18 protein-coding genes and 1 riboswitch are annotated in these 17,173 nt (G+C 69.5%); of the genes, 10 read left to right on the top strand and 8 right to left on the bottom strand.

What is annotated here, in order from left to right:
- Window positions 1–69 precede the first annotated feature (69 nt).
- Window positions 70–1,257 carry a cation:proton antiporter gene (locus P3102_RS23365; RefSeq protein ID WP_276361764.1) on the top strand — a complete coding sequence of 396 codons (1,188 nt, stop codon included), beginning with the start codon at window positions 70–72 and terminating at the stop codon, window positions 1,255–1,257.
- A gap of 20 nt (window positions 1,258–1,277) precedes the next feature.
- Here P3102_RS23365 and P3102_RS23360 read toward each other — a convergent pair whose 3' ends face one another.
- Window positions 1,278–1,592 carry a hypothetical protein gene (locus P3102_RS23360; RefSeq protein ID WP_276361763.1) on the bottom strand — a complete coding sequence of 105 codons (315 nt, stop codon included), beginning with the start codon at window positions 1,590–1,592 and terminating at the stop codon, window positions 1,278–1,280.
- A 505-nt stretch (window positions 1,593–2,097) separates the two neighbouring features.
- Between P3102_RS23360 and P3102_RS23355 the strand changes: the two genes are divergently transcribed.
- Both P3102_RS23355 and P3102_RS23350 read left to right on the top strand, forming a co-directional pair.
- A complete protein-coding gene (locus P3102_RS23355; RefSeq protein WP_276361761.1) occupies window positions 2,098–3,081 on the top strand; it encodes a LysR family transcriptional regulator in 984 nt (327 codons plus the stop codon).
- A gap of 134 nt (window positions 3,082–3,215) precedes the next feature.
- Window positions 3,216–4,544, top strand: coding sequence for a carbohydrate-binding protein (locus P3102_RS23350; RefSeq protein ID WP_276361760.1), 1,329 nt, complete (start codon window positions 3,216–3,218; stop codon window positions 4,542–4,544).
- A gap of 169 nt (window positions 4,545–4,713) precedes the next feature.
- Here P3102_RS23350 and P3102_RS23345 read toward each other — a convergent pair whose 3' ends face one another.
- Together P3102_RS23345 and P3102_RS23340 are read right to left on the bottom strand one after the other, a co-directional pair.
- Window positions 4,714–5,028, bottom strand: a complete 315-nt coding sequence (locus tag P3102_RS23345; protein WP_276361758.1) for a multidrug efflux SMR transporter — start codon at window positions 5,026–5,028, stop codon at window positions 4,714–4,716.
- An 11-nt stretch (window positions 5,029–5,039) separates the two neighbouring features.
- Window positions 5,040–5,108: riboswitch (guanidine-III (ykkC-III) riboswitch) on the bottom strand.
- Window positions 5,109–5,372: 264 nt separating this feature from the next.
- Window positions 5,373–5,954 carry a TetR/AcrR family transcriptional regulator gene (locus P3102_RS23340; RefSeq protein WP_276361756.1) on the bottom strand — a complete coding sequence of 194 codons (582 nt, stop codon included), beginning with the start codon at window positions 5,952–5,954 and terminating at the stop codon, window positions 5,373–5,375.
- 59 nt (window positions 5,955–6,013) lie between these two features.
- Between P3102_RS23340 and P3102_RS23335 the strand changes: the two genes are divergently transcribed.
- Entirely contained in the window at window positions 6,014–6,559 is a 546-nt protein-coding gene (locus tag P3102_RS23335; RefSeq protein ID WP_276361755.1) for an SRPBCC family protein, read from the top strand.
- On the opposite strand, the gene mptB is transcribed toward P3102_RS23335, so the two are convergent.
- On the bottom strand, window positions 6,463–7,902 hold the full coding sequence (gene mptB, locus P3102_RS23330; RefSeq protein ID WP_276361753.1) for a polyprenol phosphomannose-dependent alpha 1,6 mannosyltransferase MptB: 1,440 nt from the start codon (window positions 7,900–7,902) through the stop codon (window positions 6,463–6,465). The two genes, P3102_RS23335 and mptB, sit on opposite strands and share 97 nt — an antisense overlap.
- A 110-nt stretch (window positions 7,903–8,012) precedes the next feature.
- Between mptB and P3102_RS23325 the strand changes: the two genes are divergently transcribed.
- Window positions 8,013–8,648 (top strand): DUF4230 domain-containing protein, encoded by a 636-nt coding sequence (locus tag P3102_RS23325; protein ID WP_276371310.1) that lies wholly within the window; start codon window positions 8,013–8,015, stop codon window positions 8,646–8,648.
- Window positions 8,649–8,927: 279 nt separating this feature from the next.
- On the top strand, window positions 8,928–9,437 hold the full coding sequence (locus P3102_RS23320) for an SRPBCC family protein (protein ID WP_276361752.1): 510 nt from the start codon (window positions 8,928–8,930) through the stop codon (window positions 9,435–9,437).
- Window positions 9,438–9,456: 19 nt separating this feature from the next.
- Here P3102_RS23320 and P3102_RS23315 read toward each other — a convergent pair whose 3' ends face one another.
- Window positions 9,457–10,710 carry a cation:proton antiporter gene (locus tag P3102_RS23315; RefSeq protein WP_276361750.1) on the bottom strand — a complete coding sequence of 418 codons (1,254 nt, stop codon included), beginning with the start codon at window positions 10,708–10,710 and terminating at the stop codon, window positions 9,457–9,459.
- Window positions 10,711–10,754: 44 nt separating this feature from the next.
- Complete coding sequence (locus P3102_RS23310) at window positions 10,755–11,957, bottom strand: transcriptional regulator (RefSeq protein ID WP_346660142.1); 1,203 nt, start codon at window positions 11,955–11,957, stop codon at window positions 10,755–10,757.
- Between the two features lie 155 nt (window positions 11,958–12,112).
- Here P3102_RS23310 and P3102_RS23305 point away from each other — a divergent pair, with 155 nt between their 5' ends.
- A complete protein-coding gene (locus tag P3102_RS23305) occupies window positions 12,113–12,247 on the top strand; it encodes a hypothetical protein (RefSeq protein ID WP_276361747.1) in 135 nt (44 codons plus the stop codon).
- 145 nt (window positions 12,248–12,392) lie between these two features.
- Here the strand turns inward: P3102_RS23305 and P3102_RS23300 are convergent, their stop codons facing one another.
- On the bottom strand, window positions 12,393–13,340 hold the full coding sequence (locus P3102_RS23300; protein ID WP_276361746.1) for a WYL domain-containing protein: 948 nt from the start codon (window positions 13,338–13,340) through the stop codon (window positions 12,393–12,395).
- A gap of 92 nt (window positions 13,341–13,432) precedes the next feature.
- Here P3102_RS23300 and P3102_RS23295 point away from each other — a divergent pair, with 92 nt between their 5' ends.
- From P3102_RS23295 to P3102_RS23285, 3 genes are all read left to right on the top strand, one after another.
- Window positions 13,433–13,996, top strand: coding sequence for a DinB family protein (locus tag P3102_RS23295; protein ID WP_276361744.1), 564 nt, complete (start codon window positions 13,433–13,435; stop codon window positions 13,994–13,996).
- 255 nt (window positions 13,997–14,251) lie between these two features.
- Entirely contained in the window at window positions 14,252–15,007 is a 756-nt protein-coding gene (locus P3102_RS23290; protein WP_276361743.1) for a carbon-nitrogen hydrolase family protein, read from the top strand.
- Window positions 15,004–16,695: an NAD(P)/FAD-dependent oxidoreductase gene (locus tag P3102_RS23285; RefSeq protein ID WP_276361741.1), complete on the top strand. Its 1,692-nt coding sequence runs from the start codon at window positions 15,004–15,006 to the stop codon at window positions 16,693–16,695. Before P3102_RS23290 ends, P3102_RS23285 begins: the two co-directional genes overlap by 4 nt.
- Here P3102_RS23285 and P3102_RS23280 read toward each other — a convergent pair.
- A complete protein-coding gene (locus P3102_RS23280) occupies window positions 16,659–17,171 on the bottom strand; it encodes a VanZ family protein (protein WP_276361740.1) in 513 nt (170 codons plus the stop codon). The two genes, P3102_RS23285 and P3102_RS23280, sit on opposite strands and share 37 nt — an antisense overlap.
- Window positions 17,172–17,173 lie beyond the last annotated feature (2 nt).

Here is a 17,173-nt window from a genome sequence, read left to right as displayed (position 1 = left end):
CCGCGCCGCGCCCGGCCTCTATGCTCGTTCCCGGTGGCAGGGGAGTCCACCGGGAACGAGGGTGGGTGGATGATCCAGAGCGTGCTCGTCGGCGCGGTCGTCGTGCTGGCCTGGACGATGACCGCGGCCCGGCTGGAGCGGTGGCAGATCACCGCGCCGATGGCGATGGTCGCGGCCGGGCTGGCGATCGGGTTCAGCACCCGCAACGATCTCGGCACCGGGCTCAACACCGAGATCGCGCTCAACGCGGCGGAACTGATCCTCGCCCTGCTGCTGTTCGTGGACGCCACCGCGGTCAAGGGCGGCTATCTCGGTCATGACGCCAAGACCGCGGTGCGGCTGCTGCTGATCGCGCTCCCGCTGACGATCCTGATCGTCATGGGCGTCGGCCTGCTGGTGCTGCCGGGCGTCGGCTGGACGGTGGTGCTGCTGATCGCCTGCATCATCGCCCCCACGGATTTCGCGCCCGCGACCTCGGTGGTGCACGACGTCCGGGTGCCCGAACGCGTACGGCATCTGCTGAACGTCGAAAGCGGCTACAACGACGGCGTCGTCGCCCCGGTGTTCATCTTCGCGCTCACCCTGGCGGGGAGCCATCACCAGGCGAACACCCCCGGCGAGGCGTTGCAAACCGCGATTCCGGCGGCGCTGCTGGCCGTGCTGGTGGGCTCCGTCATCGGTGCGGCGGCCGCGGTGGCGATGAACGTGACCGGCAGGCACGGCTGGTCGACGCGGCATTCCGCGCGGGTCGCGGCCGTCGCGCTGCCGCTGCTGACCTACACGGCCGCCGTCGCGATCGGCGGCAACGGCTTCGTCGCCGCGTTCATCTGCGGGATCGCCTACAAGACCGCCCGGCACCCGAGCGAAGACGAACTCGGGCTGGCCGAGGACGTCAGTTCGCTGTGCGGGCTGCTGATGTGGTTCGTCTTCGGCAGTACGGCGGTGCTGGTGCTGTCCTTCGGCCTCACCTGGGGGGTGGTGCTCGTCAGCGTCGTCGCGCTGACCGTCGCCCGGCTGGTCCCGGTGCTGATCACCTTGCTGCGGACGGACTTCCGGTGGCGGGACCGGATGACCATCGGCCTGCTGGCCCCGCGCGGCGCGGCGTCGATCGTGTTCGGTCTGCTGGCCTTCAACTCGCTCGACGGGGACGCGGCGGACATCGCTTTGAGCGTCATGGCGGTGACGGTGCTGGCGAGCGTCGCGGCGCACGGTGTCGGGGCTTCGGCGTTCCTGAACCGCAAGTCGAAGAGGTCGTAGGGCGGGCGGTCCGTGAATGCTCAGCCGCTCATCGCCTTCCTGACCGCCGCTTCGAGTTCCTTCACGTGCTTGGAATTCATGCCACCGTAGGTGAAGGTGTTCATGTCGACCTTGTCGGCGTACAGTGGAACGTCCTCGACGATGGCCTTGGAGGCACCGGTCACCTCGAAGACGAGTCTGCCCGGCTTGAACGCCGTCGGCGGGATGTTCCTGATGCCTTTGATCTTCTCGACGGTGAACGAGTGCTTCTTGTAGTCGAGTCCTTTGACGGCGGCTTTGATCGTGACCGTCCGGCCGCTGAAACTGATGCTTCGGCGTCTGGCGTGGATGTGCACGAACCCTCCCCTGGGCGCGAAAAAGGCACTCTATGAGAGAGGAATGAGTCCGACGAGCGCTGTTCCCGAACCGTTATCGCCCCCGGCCGGTCCCTCGGTTCCACTGTGCACCGGCGAGGCTTCGCCGGACGGCGGTATTCGTGTGCCGGACGCAGATCGGTCGGTTCACCGGGGACGTCGAGACAGGTGAAGTCCGTTGCACCCGGATCTCCAGTCGATCTTCGAGGAGGTCAGGTCGTCCGGGGTCGTGCGGATCCGCTGCCGCCCGTTTCGAGGATCGATCCCGGCGCCGTCCTGGTCATCGAAGGGCCGATGAGCAGATGTCGAAGGCCGTCACCACGGGCGAAAGCCCCTTCGTCGTCGTTCCGCGGCGTCGAGACCGGTCCGCTGCCCGCCCTGTCCGGGATTGCTGACATCGATGGCATCCCGCGAACCAACCGATACGAAGCCATTTGGCCCACTTGTTCGTCTGGTCCAGTCCAGTTATGTCTACTAACGTAGAGGGATGGAGCTGGAACTGCGCCACCTGCGTATCATGTGCGCGATCGCCGAACTCGGGAGTATCACCAAGGCGGCGAACACGCTCGGAATGGCGCAGCCTGCACTGACAGCACAACTGAAGCGCATCGAACGGACCCTCGGCGGGAAGCTCTTCCTGCGCGATCACACGGGTACCCGGCCGACCGCGCTCGGGCTTCTGGTCCTCGAGCGGGCCAAAATGGTGCTCCCCGCCGTGTCGTCCTTGCACGACGAGGCCGCGCGTCTCGCCCAGCACACCGGGACCGGTGAGCCGGTGACCCTGCGGCTCGGCTCGGCGACGGGGCCGATGCTGGGGGCGCTCCTGCAGCGTCTCGGCACCACCCATCCCGACATCCATGTCGCCACGCATACGTCGTGGTCGTCCAACAAACTCGCGGACATGACCGCGGAGGGCGCGCTGGACTTCGCCTTCGTCGGCGTCTGCGGGGACGCCGCGCCGCCACCGGAAACCGGTCTCCGCTGGCGGACGCTCGCGCACCATCCGGTGTTCGTGCTGATGTCGGCGCGGGACGAGCGCGCGCAGCAGAACGAGGTCGAACTCGGCGCGCTCGCGGACGAACGGTGGTGCGCGACGCCGGGCGACGGCTGCTTCGGCGACTGTTTCGCTTCCGCGTGCGCGCGGTCGGGGTTCACGCCGCGTTCGTTGTACGAGACCGATGTGCTGACCTGTATCGAGATGGTCGAGTCGGGACACGCGGTGGTGTTGTGTCAGCCGCTGTTCCACGAGATCCCGGGAATCGTCGCGGTCCCGATCGCGGGGAACCCGCTGAGCTGGCGGAATTTCGTCGGTTGGTCGGAGCGAGGGGAGATGGGCCCCTTCGCCGCGGAGATGATCGCGCTGTCCCGCGCGGTGTACGGCGAGCTGATCGACCGGCGGCCGACCTACTCGAAGTATCTGGAGTTGAACCCGGGTTATGGCGTCGACTACACGGACGCAGGAGTGCGCTGACCTGCGCCGGAGTTGGTGAAAGGTCCAGTCCACTGAAGTGGATATGACCTAAATGGTATGTACCTTTTGCGGCAGGTGCCTCGTACGGTCTGGACGAGATCTTCTTCCGGAACGTCGGTGAGGAAACGCCTGAAATGAACCGAAAGATCGTAGCGGCCGCCGCGGCTGCCCTTACCGGCGCGGGGCTGGTCACGGCCGTCGCGCTGACCCCCAGCGCCAGCGCCGGCCAGGCCGTTTCCGCGGCCGACCAGGTCCAGTCGGAGATCGTCGCCGCCCTGTCGCGCGACCTGAAGATCAGCCCGGATCAGGCGAGGACCCGGCTCGACGGCGAGCAGAAGGCGGCCCGCGCCGACAGTGACCTCAAGACCCGGCTCGGCTCCTCCTACGGCGGATCGTGGCTGGACGCGACCGGGACCACGCTGACCGTCGCGGTCACCGACGCGGCGCTGGAGGGCACCGTGCGTGCCGCGGGCGCGACCCCGAAGACCGTCACACGGAGTGCCGCCCAGCTCGACGCGGCGAAGCTGTCGTTGGACGCCAGAGGAACCAGCGCGCCGAAGAACGTGCCCGGCTGGTACGTCGACGCCACCACGAACTCGATCGTCGTCCTGGCCAACGCGGGCGCCGAAGCCACCGCGAAGTCGTGGGCGACCGCGTCCGGCGTGCGTGCCGACGCGGTGCGGGTCGAGACCAGCACCGAAACCCCGGTTCCGCTGATCGACGTCATCGGCGGCAACGCCTACACCTTCGGCTCGGGCCGGTGTTCGATCGGGTTCTCGGTCGAGGGCGGTTTCGTGACCGCGGGGCACTGCGGCACCACCGGCACCCGCACCTCGAACCCGAGCGGGAGCGTCGCGGGCTCCAGCTTCCCCGGCAACGACTACGGATGGGTCCGCGTGGACGCGGGCAACACCCCGCGTCCGCTGGTGAACCGCTACCCGGGCACCGTGCCGGTGGCGGGCTCGCAGGAGGCCGCGATCGGTGCGTCCGTCTGCCGTTCCGGGTCCACCACGGGCTGGCACTGCGGCACCATCCAGCAGAAGAACGCCTCGGTGAACTACCCGCAGGGCACCGTTTCCGGCCTCACCCGGACCAACGCGTGCGCCGAGCCGGGCGACTCCGGCGGCTCGTGGCTCGCGGGTGACCAGGCGCAGGGGGTCACCTCCGGTGGTTCCGGCAACTGCAGCTCGGGCGGCACGTTCTACTTCCAGCCGATCGCGGAGATCCTGAGCGTCTACAACCTGCGCCTGGTGACCTCGGGCTCGAACCCGCCGTCCAGCACGACGACGCCGACCACCACGACGTCGAACAACCCGCCCGGTGGCACCTGGGCGGCAGGCACCACCTACGCCGCCGGCGCGACGGTGACCTACGGCGGCGCGTCGTACCGGGCCCTTCAGGCGCACACCGCACAGGCAGGTTGGGAGCCGCCGAACGTCCCGGCGCTTTGGGCGCGCGCCTGACCGCCTAGCCGTCCGGGCCACACGCAGGGGTGCGCCCGGACCCGACCGCCCCCGACGTCGTCCGTGCGTCGGGGGCGGTCCCTTTCGCCCGGCCGGAAGTACCTGAAGGCCCCCTTCCTTGCGCCTGAGTACAGGAAGGGGGCCTTCAGGTACCGGGATCAGGACCGGCTCAGTGCAGGACTTTCAGGCCCACCACACAGGCCACGATCCCCACGATGAGCAGAATCCGGGCCACCGAAACGGTTTCCGCGCCCGACCACATGCCGTAGGCGACGGTGAGCGAAGCCCCGATCCCGACCCAGACCGCGTAGGCGGTACCGACGGGGAGATCTTTCATCGCGTAGGCGAGCCCCACCATGCTCGCCACCAGCGCGACGCCGAAGACCACCGACGGTACCGGCCGGGACAACCCTTCGGATTTGCCGAGGGCGGTGGCCCACACGGCCTCCAGCACACCCGAAACGAGCAGGACAAGCCACGACATGACGCGCTCCCGGAGCGCCGTCTTGTCGCTGGCCGGGTACGGCACCCACTCGTCCGGGGACCTCGATCACGAGGTTCCACGGCCAGGATGGCACACCGCCCGTGCGGGCGCCCGCGGGTTTGACGAGGGTCACCACCACGGACGGTCAGGCCGGCATCTTGGGCGCCGACCAGGCGAGCAAACCCAGTTCGAACACCGAAAAGCCGATCAGCGCCCACGCGCTCGGCAGCCAGATCAGCGCGACGCCGACGAGGAGGACGGGCGCCTGGCCGGGCGGCCCGGCTGCTGATCGACCTGATCGACGAAGGGGAGTTCTCCCTCGTGCTCCCCGTCAGAACCTGAGTTCAGCCGGTCAGCAGAATCCGGGTCGTCTTGGCCACCAGATCCACGATGCGCGGTGGCGGTGCCTCGCCGCGGTCGAGATGTCTCCGCACCGCCGCGTACGGGAGGTCCACGAGGGCCAGCATCAGTTCGTCCGTGCTCCGGCCGGTCAGCGGCCGCAGCCGTCGCACGACCTTGGTGATCGCCGTTTCGAGGCGGCGGTCGGCGACTTCGACGCGGGCGCGATCCTCGGCGCTCCAGTCGCCGACGCGGAGCGCGCTGTCGCCCCCGTAAAGCAGTTTCGCCTCGGCGGGATGGACGCGGCACCAGCGGACGACCTGCGCCGCGGCTTCGACGGCGGCTTCGGTGACCGGTTCCTGTTCGAGGGCTTCGAGATAGCTCTCCTGGAAGCGGGTCACCGTGCGGAGCCAGACGGCGGCGAGCAGCGCCGGACGTCCGGGGAAGCGATGGTAGATCGACCCGCTCGGCGCGCCGACCTCGCGGGCGACGGCCGACATGGTCACCCCGGAGACCCCTTCGGCGGCGAAGATCCGCACGGCGGCGTCGAGGAAGTCGTCGGCGGTGTGCCGCGGTGGCCGTCCCATTTTCAGAGACTATCCTCTATTATGGTTTCAGGGGAAGGTCTCTGGAACTGGGAGATGCGATGCGCGTGTGGAACAGGCATCACCGGATCGTCGACGTGGCGCAGGAGCGTGTCGGCGCGCTGATCGACACTCTGTCCGCGGACGGCGACAAGCTCTGGCCCGTCGGCGCTTGGCCGCCGTTGCGGTTCGACCGGCCCCTCGGCGTGGGGGCCGACGGCGGGCACGGCCCGGTGCGGTACCACGTGGAGTCCTACGAACCCGGAAGGTCCGTGCGGTTCAGGTTCACCGCGCCCCGCGGTTTCGACGGGTTCCACGAATTCACCTGGCGGGTGACGGAGAAGGGCGAGACCGAACTCGCGCACCTCATGGTGCTGCGGCTTCGGTATCCGGCGTGGTTCACCTATCCGCTGCTGTGGCGGCCACTGCACGACGCGCTGCTGGAAGACTGTCTCGACCGGGCCGAGCGCGAACTCACCGGCACGGTCGAGACGCCCGCGCGATGGAGCCCTTACGTCCGGTTCCTGCGGAACCTGATCTCCGGCAGGAGGCCCTTGCGCCCGAGCGCGAACAAAGTGCCGCCGATGAGCACGACGGCGATCAGGTAACCCAGGGCCAACGACACGGCACCGCCGTTCGCGGGCGGGAGCAGAACACCGAACACCGCGCTGACGAGGGCGAGGATCCAGCGCCCCCGGTCGGCCGTGAGGCTGACGGCCAGCAGCGCGACCGTCCACAGGAGATACCACGGCTGCACGACCGGGCCGAGCACCAGCATCGCGGCGAAGGTCAGGCCCGCGCCGTGGAGCGGGTGCAGTTTTTCCCGGTAGGTGAGCCACAAGAGCCTGGCACCGACGGCGAGACCGAGGATCGCCCCGGCGAGTGAGAACACTTTGATCGCGCCGTCGGTCAGGTCCGCCCCGAAGAGCTTGCCCACCCCGCCGACGAGGAAACCGAGTTCGTTGGTGGGCGCCATCCAGCTGTGGACCTGACCGGAAACCCCGGAAAGCACCCGGATCCAGCCGAAGCCGAGCCCACTGCCGAGTGAGATCGCCACCGTGACGGCGGTGAATCCGGCGGGCAGGCCGAGTGCCACCGCCGCCCGGCCCGCGGGCGTCGCCCGGCGGAACAGGTCGACGCCGGCGAACAACAGACCCGCGATGGCCACGATCTTGATGTTCGCGGCGGCGCTCACCGCGAACACGCCTGCCGCGATCAGCGCCGGCCGGGCCGCACCGGTCTTCGCCGCGCCCATGAGGACGAGTTCCAGCCCGGCGACCATCAGCCCGACCATGAGCCCGTCGTTGTGCACGCCCGCCACCACGTGCCACAGCACCAGCGGGTTGAGCAGGGCCAGCCACAGCGCGATCGACGGCGAAACCCCGACGCGCCGGGCGAGCCGGGGGAGCGCCCACGCCATCAGCACGACCCCGATCAGTCCCAGCAACCGGTGCAGGAGCACTGTCGGGACGAAGGCCTCCCCGGCGAGATGGGCGATCGCGCGGGCCAGCGCGACGAACGCCGGACCGTACGGCGCGGGCGTGTCCCGCCAGTAGTGGCTGACCGCGAGCGTCACCGGCGAATCGGCGCCGAGCGCCTCGGCCGGTCCCACGAGATAGGTGTCGAACCCCTTGGCCGCGATCAGGCCCTGCGCGAGGTAGCTGTTGATGTCGCCGCTGAACAGCGGACGCGCGACCAGCAGCGGCGCGGACCAGGAGACCGCGATCCAGTACAGCCGCCGCTCGGGCACCCCGGCGGCGAGCCGTCCGATGCCCAGCCAGCACAGCACCAGGGTGGCCATCCCGGTGACGCCCAGTGCCACCACCAGCACCGGGGGCAGGCCGATCCCGGACGTGACCAGCACCAGCACGGCGATGCCGAGAAACCCCGCCCAGTGCAACGCCGAGCTGGTCAGCCCGGTTTTCTCCGGCGCGGGCAAGACGTTCTGCATGCGGCCAAGCTACTCCAAGTGCGGAAGCCGGTTCCGCCGAACGTACGGGATCCCGGCCGCGACGCTTCGGGACCGCTTTCGCCGGGTACCCCCGCGCTGGAAAGGCGGTGGTGGGTGTGAAGAAACGCTGGTTGCGTCTCGGGGCGTTCGGCCTGGTCGGGCTCCTGATCGTCGCGGCGGCACTGCAGATCACCGGCGTGCTGCCGAAGCTCGACCCGTTCGGAACGTCCACTGTGGACCGCTCGCAGCCCGCGGTGCTCCAGGCGGTCCGGGACCTGAGCGAGTATCACGCGGCGGTCGGTGACTACCAGGTCGTCGTCGACATCGAAAAGGACGTCAAATGGGTGCCCGCGAGCATCGCAGGGGAGCGCACCCTGTTCGTCGCGGCTGGCTCTGTCGACGCGTACGTCGATTTCGGCCCGCTGGTGGAGAATTCGCTGACCGTGTCCGAAGACCGGCGCTCGGTCGAGGTGCGGCTGCCCGAACCCAAACTGGCGAAACCCAATTTGGACAACGCACGCAGCTACGTCTTCGGCCAGGAGCGCGGCCTGATCGACCGGCTCGGCGGACTGGTGTCCGTTCAGGACCAGCGGCCGTTCTACCTCGCCGCGGAGAAACGCATCGGTGAAGCCGCACAACACTCCGGTCTGATCGAGCGCGCCAAGGCCAACACGAAGGCGATGCTCACGCAGCTGCTGCGGGGGCTGGGCTTCCAAGTCACCTTCCCGGCGGAACCGGCCACTTGACCTCCTCGTCCTCCTCGTCCTCACGGAGGACGCCTCGACCTTCCACTACGGCTATCGGGACACCCGGTCCCGCACCTCGCGCCCATCTCGGGGCTGCCGCACCCCTCTCCGACAGAAGACCTCACGACAACTGACCTGGTTCCGTACGCGGATGAAGCAAAGTGCTCCGCAGGCACTCATCGCCGCACGGCGAATCCCCGCGTCCGTGCTGAGCTGACCGCGCCGCTCTTGACCGGAAGACCTCGTACTGGTGGGGTGACGAAGTCGACTGGAGGCGCGATGGTGACGAAGCCGAGGGAAAGCCTGACCTACAGCGAGCCGATCGCGACCGGCGAGGTCATGATCGACGTCGCCCCCGAGAAGGTGTACCGGCTCGTCTGCGATCCGGTCTCGATGGCCGAGTGCACCGAAGAACTCCGCAAGGCACGCTGGCTCCGCGGTGCGACCGAGGCACGCGTCGGGAACTGGTTCGCCGGCAGCAACCGCAACGGATGGCGGCGCTGGGTGACCCAAGCCCAGATCACCGAGGCCGAACCCGGCCGCCGGTTCGCCTACCGGGTGCGCACGCCGTTCTTCGTGCCGATCTCCCGATGGGAGTACGACATCGCGCCCGACGGCGACGGCAGCCGCCTCACCGTCACGAACTGGCTGCGGGTGCCGCCGTGGTTCGTCCCGATCGCCATCCTCATCACCGGCGAGCCGGATCGAGCCGGGACCAACCGGGCCAACATCGCCACGACGTTGGAACGGGTGAAAGCCCGGCTCGAAGGCCGGGAGTGGCGTCGCTGAGCCGGGGCGGGATCGAGCCTCAGCCGGTCCCGAAGTTCTGCATCCCCCGGTCCTCCAGTTTGCGCATCACCGGGCCGGACAGCAGACCGTGCACGAGGACCGACACCGCGATCGTGAGCGCCGTGACCCGCCACAGCGAGTCGGCCATCGGGAAATCGCCGTGCCCCAGCGCGTAGGACAGGTAATAGAGGCTGCCGATCCCGCGGATGCCGAAGAACGCGATCGCCGTCGCCGCCGGACGTGTGGTGGCGCTACCGAGCAAGGCCAGCCCGCCGAACAGCGGGCGCACGATCATCACCGCCACGACGGCCACCAGGACTTCGGCGAGTGTCACCCCGGAAAGGAGCCCGTCGCCCAGCACCACGCCCAGCCCGAGCAAGGCCAGCGCGACGAAGAGCCGTTCCAGCTGATCGCCGAATGTGTGCAGCACCTCGTGGTACTCGTGCGACCGTTCGCTCGCGCGGATGGTCGCGGCGGTGGTGAACACCGCGACGAAGCCGATGCCGCCCAGCCATTCGCACAGCGCGAACGGGAGGAAGGCGATGGCCAGCACCACCAGTCCGTCGGAGTATTCGCCGAGGCGCAGCCGCTCGTGCCGCACCCGGAACATCAGCCAGGCCATCAGCCGGCCACAGGCGAGCCCGACCAGTACGGCGACCGCGAGTGGAACGAGGACCTCGGTCAGCAACCACGGCACGGGCGACGTGCTCGCCGTTCCGGCCAGGACGAGGGCGAGCATCACGAACGGCATCGCCAATCCGTCGTTGAGCCCGGCCTCCGACGTCAGTGTGAACCTGATCTCGTTGTCCGAGCCCCGGCCGTCCTCGGTATGCGGCGCGGGCACCTGGACATCGCTCGCCAGCACCGGATCGGTCGGGGACAGCACGGCCCCCAGCAGCAGCGCGGCGGCGGGGGACAGGGCGAGCGCCCACCAGCCGAGCAGGGCGACCGCGCAGACCGACAGCGGCAGTGTGATCGCCAGCAGCCGCCACGTCGAATTCCACGACCGCCAGCCGATCAACCGGTCGGATTTCAGTCCCGCGCCCACCAGCGACACGAGCACACCGAGTTCGGTGACCACTTCGACGACTCCCACATGCGACCGCGGGTCCAGTACGCCCTGGCCATAGGGGTGGCCGAAGGGCAGCAGCCCGAAAAGCAGCCCGCCCATCAGCAGGACCAGCGGCATCGACAGCGGTCGTTCGTGCAACAGGTTCGGCAGCACTGCGGCGCACAGCGCCAGAACGCCCGCCCCGGCGAGGAGTATCTCCATGCGCGCGGAGTACCCGGCTCACTGCTCCGGCAACCGGGGACGGTTCAACCGCCGAATTCGAGTCCTTTGTGGATTGTCAGGCCGACGCTCGCGGCCAGCCGGTACGGCCGGGTGTCCACAATGACGCCGAGCAGCCGTCGCAGCCGGGAAACCTCGGCGCGGACGGTGACGAGGTGTTCCGCGTCACCGTAGAGCGCCCGGCTCAGCGCCTCGGCCGAGAGCCCGGACGGGCCCGCCGTGTCCAGGTGCACGAGGATCTCCGCGTGCCGCGGCGTCACGGTGCGGACCCAGCCGAAGTCACCCGAAGTCACCCGCAGCATCGGCGCGTGGCCGAGTTCGAGAGCCAGCCGGACCTGGCGCGCGGTGTCCGCCGGGCGCACCAGCCAGCCTTCCGAGAGCCGTTCCGGCAGGCAGGAGCCCAGTCCGGGAACGGCGAGGAGCCGCCCTTCCGCCGGCGCGGCGATCCGCGTGCCGGAGGCGATCCCGGCGGAGTGGGCCACCCAGCCGTCGTCGTCCACCAGCAGCACCGGGCCGCCCACGCCGGTCACCACCGGTTCGGCGGTCCGTCGTAACCGGTCGAGTCCCTGTCGGTGGTGGCGCCAGAGTTCGGATTCGACCAGCCGTCGCCCGGTCTCCACGAGCGCGCCGATCGCCGGATGCAGGGTCAGCGCGGGACCGCTGACGTCGATCACCCCGAGCAGTTCGCCGGTGCGCGGATCGTGTACCGGCGAGGCCGTGCAGTACCAAGGATGCTGGCCCTGTTCGAAGTGTTCGCCCGCGAGCAGCTCCACCGGCGCGGCCTCGGCGAGCGCGGTGCCGATCGCGTTGGTGCCGACCCTGGTTTCGGTCCAGTCGGCGCCTTCGGCGAAGCCCAGCGTGTCGGCCCGGCGCCGCACGGCGGGCGAACCCATCCGCCAGAGGATGACGCCCTCGGCGTCGGTCACCACCAGCAACATGTTCGCGGTGTCGGCCGTCGCCTCGACGACCTGCCCGAGGTCCTCGATCACCCGCCGCAGCGGAGAGGTGCGGCGACGGCGGGCGACCTCGTCCAGCGGCACCGAATCCCGGGTGTTCAGCTCGTCGGCGGCGAGCCCGAGGCTCAGCATCCGTGACCACGACCGCGAAACCAGCGGCCTCGGCCGGACGCGTGGACGGCCGCCGCCGAGCACGGCTTCGTGCATGCGGATCAGGTCGCGGGCGTGCATCGGCAGGTCGACGCCGGGCGGGACCGAACTGTGCACGCCCACAGGTCACCTCCGCGCCATCGCGTCGACTGACCAGCATAGGTCCGCCGTAGAGGTGCGCCAAGGAGCCGGCTGCAACACGCTGCAACCCTTGCCGTCGCGGTCGTCCGCGGCGTGTGATCGGGGAGACAGCCGGACGCCGAAGCCGGGGAGTGGCCATGACACGGACGGTGGGCCGGATCGAGGCGACGGGCTCGCCGCAGGCTCGGGTCGATGCCCGGCTGAGCCGATTCGACTCGGCCCTCGCCGCCGACGTCACCAGGATGCAACGGTCCTCGACGCGGGTGAAGTAACCACAAGGCGTGAGGAGCACCGAGCTTCGGTGCCGGACCCTGGCGGTCCCGGCACCGGAGGGGCACCGCCTCCGGACCCCGGGCGGTCGACGACGCCGGGCACCGTTCCCCGGACCCCGGACGGTTCCCGGCGTCGGATCCGTGTTCAGCGGGCCGCCTGCGCGTAACGGCGGGCCAAGACGGCGAAAGCCGCTCGCAGTTCGGGAGGCCCGACCACTTCGATGTCGGCGTCGAAGCGGCCGATGCTCGCCGCGAGCCCGGCCCATGACCACGACCCCAGCACCAGACGGCACCGATCCGGCCCGAGTCCTTCCACCACACCGTCGCGGACGTAGTGGGAAACGGTGACCGCGGGAAGGCCGAGGACGACTTCGCCGCGGCACGGCCAGTCACCGGATTCGGAAGAGCCCCGGAACCGGCTCGCGACGAAGGCGGCGACGTCCGGGGCCGGCAGCTCACGTGGCGTGAAGCGCGGGCCGTTCGGGGTGCGCGGGGTGATCCGGTCGGCCCGGAAGGTGCGCCAGTCCGCGCGATCGAGATCCCAGGCGACGAGATACCAGCGGCCGTGCCAGGTGACGAGATGATGCGGTTCCGCTCGGCGCGGCGCGTCCGCGTAGTCGAACCGCAGAATTTCGCGGGCGTGCACCGCCGCGCCGAGCGCGAGCAGGGCTTCGCCGTCCACGCGGGGATCCGCCCGGCTCGCGGGTGATTCGACGGCGGTGACCCGCAGCGTGTCGATCCGGCGCCGCAACCGCGAGGGCAGCACCTGCCGGACGGTGTGCAGTGCCCGCATCGCCGCCTCTTCGATCCCCGCGCCGCTGGTGGTGGCGATCTGGAGCGCGACGGCCAACGCGACCGCCTGGTCGTCGTCGAACAGCAGTGGCGGCAGCTCGGATCCGGCGTCGAGCCGGTACCCGCCGTCGGGGCCTTTGATCGTCGCGATGGGGTAGCCGAGCTCGCGGAGCCTGTCGACGTCGCGGCGCACGGTGCGCGGGCTGACGTTTAGCCGCTCGGCCAGCAGCGCTCCCGGCCAGTCGCGGCGGGCCTGCAGCAAAGAGAGCATCGACAGCAGACGTGCGGAGGTCTTCGGCATGGTCTCCATGATGCCGCGGGTAGAGGCCACAACCTGTCCTCTACTCCTGCGAGAGTCGTCGTGTGCCAGAGAACGACAACACGGAGGGCCCGATGACCACCACCATCCTCGACGCCGAACGCGCCGACCTGCTCGAAGCCCTCGACACCATCCGCGCCGCGCTGACCGCCACCGTCCAGGGGCTCACGGACGAGCAACTCGACGAGCATCCGACGGTCAGTGAACTGAGCCTCGGCGGTCTGATCAAGCACGTCGCCGCGATCGAGGAGATGTGGCTGCGCTTCGTGGTCGAGGGCCCGTCCGCGATCAGCTACGACCTGCCGGAAGGCGTCACCTGGGCCGACATCGGCGCCGGGACCGCCCGCGAGTTCCCGCAGTGGGCGATCGACCATCAGAACAACTTCAGGATGCTGCCCGGAGACACCCTCGCGGGCGTCCTCGCGCGCTACGAGCGGGTGGCCGCGCGAACGAAAGAGATCGTCTCGACGATTCCCGACCTGTCCGCCACGCATCCCCTGCCGGAGGCGCCCTGGAACCCGCCGGGCGCGGTGCGCAGTGTGCGCCGGGTGCTGACGCACGTCATCGCGGAGACCGCGCAGCACGCCGGCCACGCCGACATCCTGCGCGAGAGCATCGACGGTCAGAAGTCGACCTGACCCCGCGCCCCCGCCGGAACCGGGACGCATGGGCTGTGAAGGCCTCCTTGAGGGACCCAGAATCCCTCAAGGAGGCCTTCACAGCCTTCGGCCCTCCAGAGAAGGCGTGAGCCGACGATCACGTTGAGGAGAGGTGATCCAGACAACAAATCACCGTGAATTTGGATTTCACTGCACTGATTCGACGATCTGCCAGTGTTCTGTGCAACATATTGCGCTTATCGGTGCATCGAAACGGCGGATATCGTCGGCGGCATGAAGATCGCCGTCCATCAGGGCTCGTACGCCGAGCTGCCGTCCGTCGTCGCGGCGTCGGGTGCCGATCTCGTGCTCGCCGCCGAGATGATCACCACCGGCTACCACGTCGGTGCCCGCTCCCGCGAGCTCGCCGAACCGGCCGACGGGCCGACGGCGGCGCGGATGTCCGCGCTGGCAAGGGAAACCGGTGTCGCGCTGGCCTACGGATACCCCGAGTCCGACGGTGCCCACGTCCACAACAGCGTCCAGCTGATCGGCCCCGGCGGACAGCGGCTGGCGAATTACCGCAAGACCCATCTGTTCGGCGACCTCGACCGCGACCGGTTCGAGCCGGGCGCCGAGGCGATCGTGCAGGCCGAGCTCGACGGTCTCCGGATCGGCCTGCTGATCTGCTACGACGTCGAGTTCCCCGAACTGGTCCGGGCGCACGCGCTGGCGGGGACCGAACTGCTCGTGGTGCCCACCGCGCTGATGAGCCCGTACGAACTGGTCGCGGACACGGTGGTGCCCGCCCGCGCCTACGAAAGCCAGCTGTTCGTCGCCTACGCGAATCGCTGCGACACCGAACAGGAACTGACCTACTGCGGCCGGTCCTGCGTCGTCGCCCCGACCGGCGAAGTGCTCGCCCGTGCCGGCTCCGGTCCCGAGCTGATCAGTGCCGAAGTCACCCGTGACGCGCTCGTCGCTTCGCGCCTGGAGAACACCCACCTCGCCGACCGGCGGCCCGAGCTGTACCGAGGACTTCCCGCATGACCTCCGCCCTTCCGACCGCGATCCACCACGACGAAACCGCCGGCCGCCCGATCACCATGTTCGGCCCCGATTTCCCGTTCGCCTACGACGATTTCCTCGCCCACCCCGCCGGACTCGGCTCGGTCCCCGCCGAGCGCCACGGCATCGAGGTGGCGGTGATCGGCGGCGGCCTCTCGGGCATCGTCACCGCGTACGAGCTGATGAAACTCGGCCTGCGCCCGGTCGTGTACGAGATCGCCGAGATCGGCGGCCGCCTGCGCACGGTGAACTTTCCCGGCTGCCCGGACGACGTCGTCGCGGAGATGGGCGCGATGCGGTTCCCGCCGGCGTCCACCGCGCTCTTCCACTACATCGACAAGGTCGGCCTGGAGACGACACCGTTCCCGAACCCGCTGGCGCCGGGAACGCCGAGCACCGTCGTCGACCTCAAGGGGGAAAGTCACTACGCGCGGACAGCCGGCGAACTGCCCGCCGTCTTCGGCAAGGTCGCCGCCGCCTGGGACAGCACGTTGTCCGAGCAGGCCGCGTTCACCGAGATGCAGAAGGCGATCCGCGAGCGCGACGTGAAGACGATCAAGCGGCTGTGGAACGAACTCGTACCGAGGCTGGACGACCAGACCTTCTACGGCTTCCTCTGCGCTTCGCCCGCGTTCGCCTCGTTCCGCGACCGCGAGATCTTCGGGCAGGTCGGCTTCGGCACCGGCGGCTGGGACACCGACTTCCCGAACTCGATCCTGGAGATCCTGCGGGTGGTCTACACCGGTGCCGACGACGAGCACCGCAGCATCGTCGGCGGGAGCAGGCGGCTTCCGTTGCGGCTGTGGGAACACGCGCCCGACGACATCGCGTTCTGGCCCGCGGGAACGAGTTTGAGCTCACTGCACGGCGGAAGCCCGAACCCCGGCGTCGCCCGCCTGCACCCCACCGCGCCGGACAACATCACCGTGACCGACACCGAAGGCCGCATCCGCACGTACCCGGCGGCGGTGTTCACCGCGCAGAGCTGGATGCTGCTGTCGAAGATCGAATGCGACGAGGCGCTGTTCCCGATCGACCACTGGACGGCGATCGAGCGCACGCACTACATGGAGTCCTCGAAGGTCTTCGTCCCGGTGGACCGGCCCTTCTGGCTGGACAAGGACCCGGCGACCGGCCGCGACACGATGAGCATGACGCTGACCGACCGCATGCCGCGCGGCGCCTACCTGCTCGGTGACGACCCGGACGCGCCCGCGGTGATCTGCCTGTCCTACACCTGGGCCGACGACTCGCTGAAATGGCTGCCGCTTTCGGTCTCCGAGCGGGTCGAGGTGATGTTGCAGTCGCTGAAGGAGATTTACCCCGGCGTCGACGTCCGCCGGCACGTCATCGGCGACCCGGTGACCGTGTCCTGGGAGGCCGAACCGCATTTCATGGGCGCGTTCAAGGCCAACCTGCCCGGCCACTACCGCTACCAGCACCGGCTGTTCACCCACTTCAAGCAGGACGGGCTCGAGCAGCGCCACCGCGGTCTCTTCCTGGCCGGCGACGACGTCTCGTGGACGGCGGGCTGGGCCGAAGGCGCCGTCCAGACGGCGCTCAACGCGGTGTGGGGCGTGCTGCACCACTTCGGCGGCACGACGGATCCGGCGAACCCGGGCCCGGGCGACGTCTACGACGACATCGCGCCCATCGAGCTGCCGGACTGAACGCGGCGCTTCACCAGCCACGCGGTGCCGAGCGCGAGGAGCATGCCGAGCACCGCGCCGACGGTGTTCATCAGCCAGTCGTTGGTGTCACAGGCGCGGCCGACGGCGGGGACGAACGCCTGAAGTGTCTCGATCACCGCGGACAGTCCCGAGCCCGCCGCGAGCAGGGTCAGCGGCCGCTTCGCCGCCAGCGTGGCGAAATACACCGGTGGGAGGAACAGGGCGACGTTGGCCAGCAGTTCCACCGCACCGAGCGTGGGCAGCGAGAACTGGACGGTGCACGAAGTCCCGTCGATCGTGCGCGCGGTGGGCACCAGCGTCAGCGCGAAGACCGGCACCAAGGACACGCCGGTGAGGGCCCACAGGATCCGCCGCCTGCCCGCGAACAGGTGACCCAGGACGGCACAGACGAGCGCGACCAGGGCGATCGCCGCCGGCACGAGGGCGGAGTGGTCGAGCAGGAAGTTCGTGATCATGG

This window comes from Amycolatopsis sp. QT-25 (genome assembly GCF_029369745.1).
GTDB lineage: Bacteria > Actinomycetota > Actinomycetes > Mycobacteriales > Pseudonocardiaceae > Amycolatopsis.
Note: the sequence above shows the minus strand (reverse complement) of the source record. Positions and strands in the feature narration are given on the sequence as shown.

What these genes read in the sequence shown, in the direction of transcription:
- P3102_RS23365 (WP_276361764.1), top strand. Translation starts at nt 70, where the DNA reads ATGATCCAGAGCGTGCTCGTCGGCGCGGTCGTCGTGCTGGCCTGGACG.
- P3102_RS23355 (WP_276361761.1), top strand. Translation starts at nt 2,098, where the DNA reads ATGGAGCTGGAACTGCGCCACCTGCGTATCATGTGCGCGATCGCCGAA.
- P3102_RS23350 (WP_276361760.1), top strand. Translation starts at nt 3,216, where the DNA reads ATGAACCGAAAGATCGTAGCGGCCGCCGCGGCTGCCCTTACCGGCGCG.
- P3102_RS23345 (WP_276361758.1), bottom strand. Translation starts at nt 5,028, where the DNA reads ATGTCGTGGCTTGTCCTGCTCGTTTCGGGTGTGCTGGAGGCCGTGTGG.
- P3102_RS23340 (WP_276361756.1), bottom strand. Translation starts at nt 5,954, where the DNA reads ATGGGACGGCCACCGCGGCACACCGCCGACGACTTCCTCGACGCCGCC.
- P3102_RS23335 (WP_276361755.1), top strand. Translation starts at nt 6,014, where the DNA reads ATGCGCGTGTGGAACAGGCATCACCGGATCGTCGACGTGGCGCAGGAG.
- mptB (WP_276361753.1), bottom strand. Translation starts at nt 7,902, where the DNA reads ATGCAGAACGTCTTGCCCGCGCCGGAGAAAACCGGGCTGACCAGCTCG.
- P3102_RS23320 (WP_276361752.1), top strand. Translation starts at nt 8,928, where the DNA reads ATGGTGACGAAGCCGAGGGAAAGCCTGACCTACAGCGAGCCGATCGCG.
- P3102_RS23315 (WP_276361750.1), bottom strand. Translation starts at nt 10,710, where the DNA reads ATGGAGATACTCCTCGCCGGGGCGGGCGTTCTGGCGCTGTGCGCCGCA.
- P3102_RS23305 (WP_276361747.1), top strand. Translation starts at nt 12,113, where the DNA reads ATGACACGGACGGTGGGCCGGATCGAGGCGACGGGCTCGCCGCAGGCT.
- P3102_RS23300 (WP_276361746.1), bottom strand. Translation starts at nt 13,340, where the DNA reads ATGCCGAAGACCTCCGCACGTCTGCTGTCGATGCTCTCTTTGCTGCAG.
- P3102_RS23295 (WP_276361744.1), top strand. Translation starts at nt 13,433, where the DNA reads ATGACCACCACCATCCTCGACGCCGAACGCGCCGACCTGCTCGAAGCC.
- P3102_RS23290 (WP_276361743.1), top strand. Translation starts at nt 14,252, where the DNA reads ATGAAGATCGCCGTCCATCAGGGCTCGTACGCCGAGCTGCCGTCCGTC.
- P3102_RS23285 (WP_276361741.1), top strand. Translation starts at nt 15,004, where the DNA reads ATGACCTCCGCCCTTCCGACCGCGATCCACCACGACGAAACCGCCGGC.
- P3102_RS23280 (WP_276361740.1), bottom strand. Translation starts at nt 17,171, where the DNA reads ATGATCACGAACTTCCTGCTCGACCACTCCGCCCTCGTGCCGGCGGCG.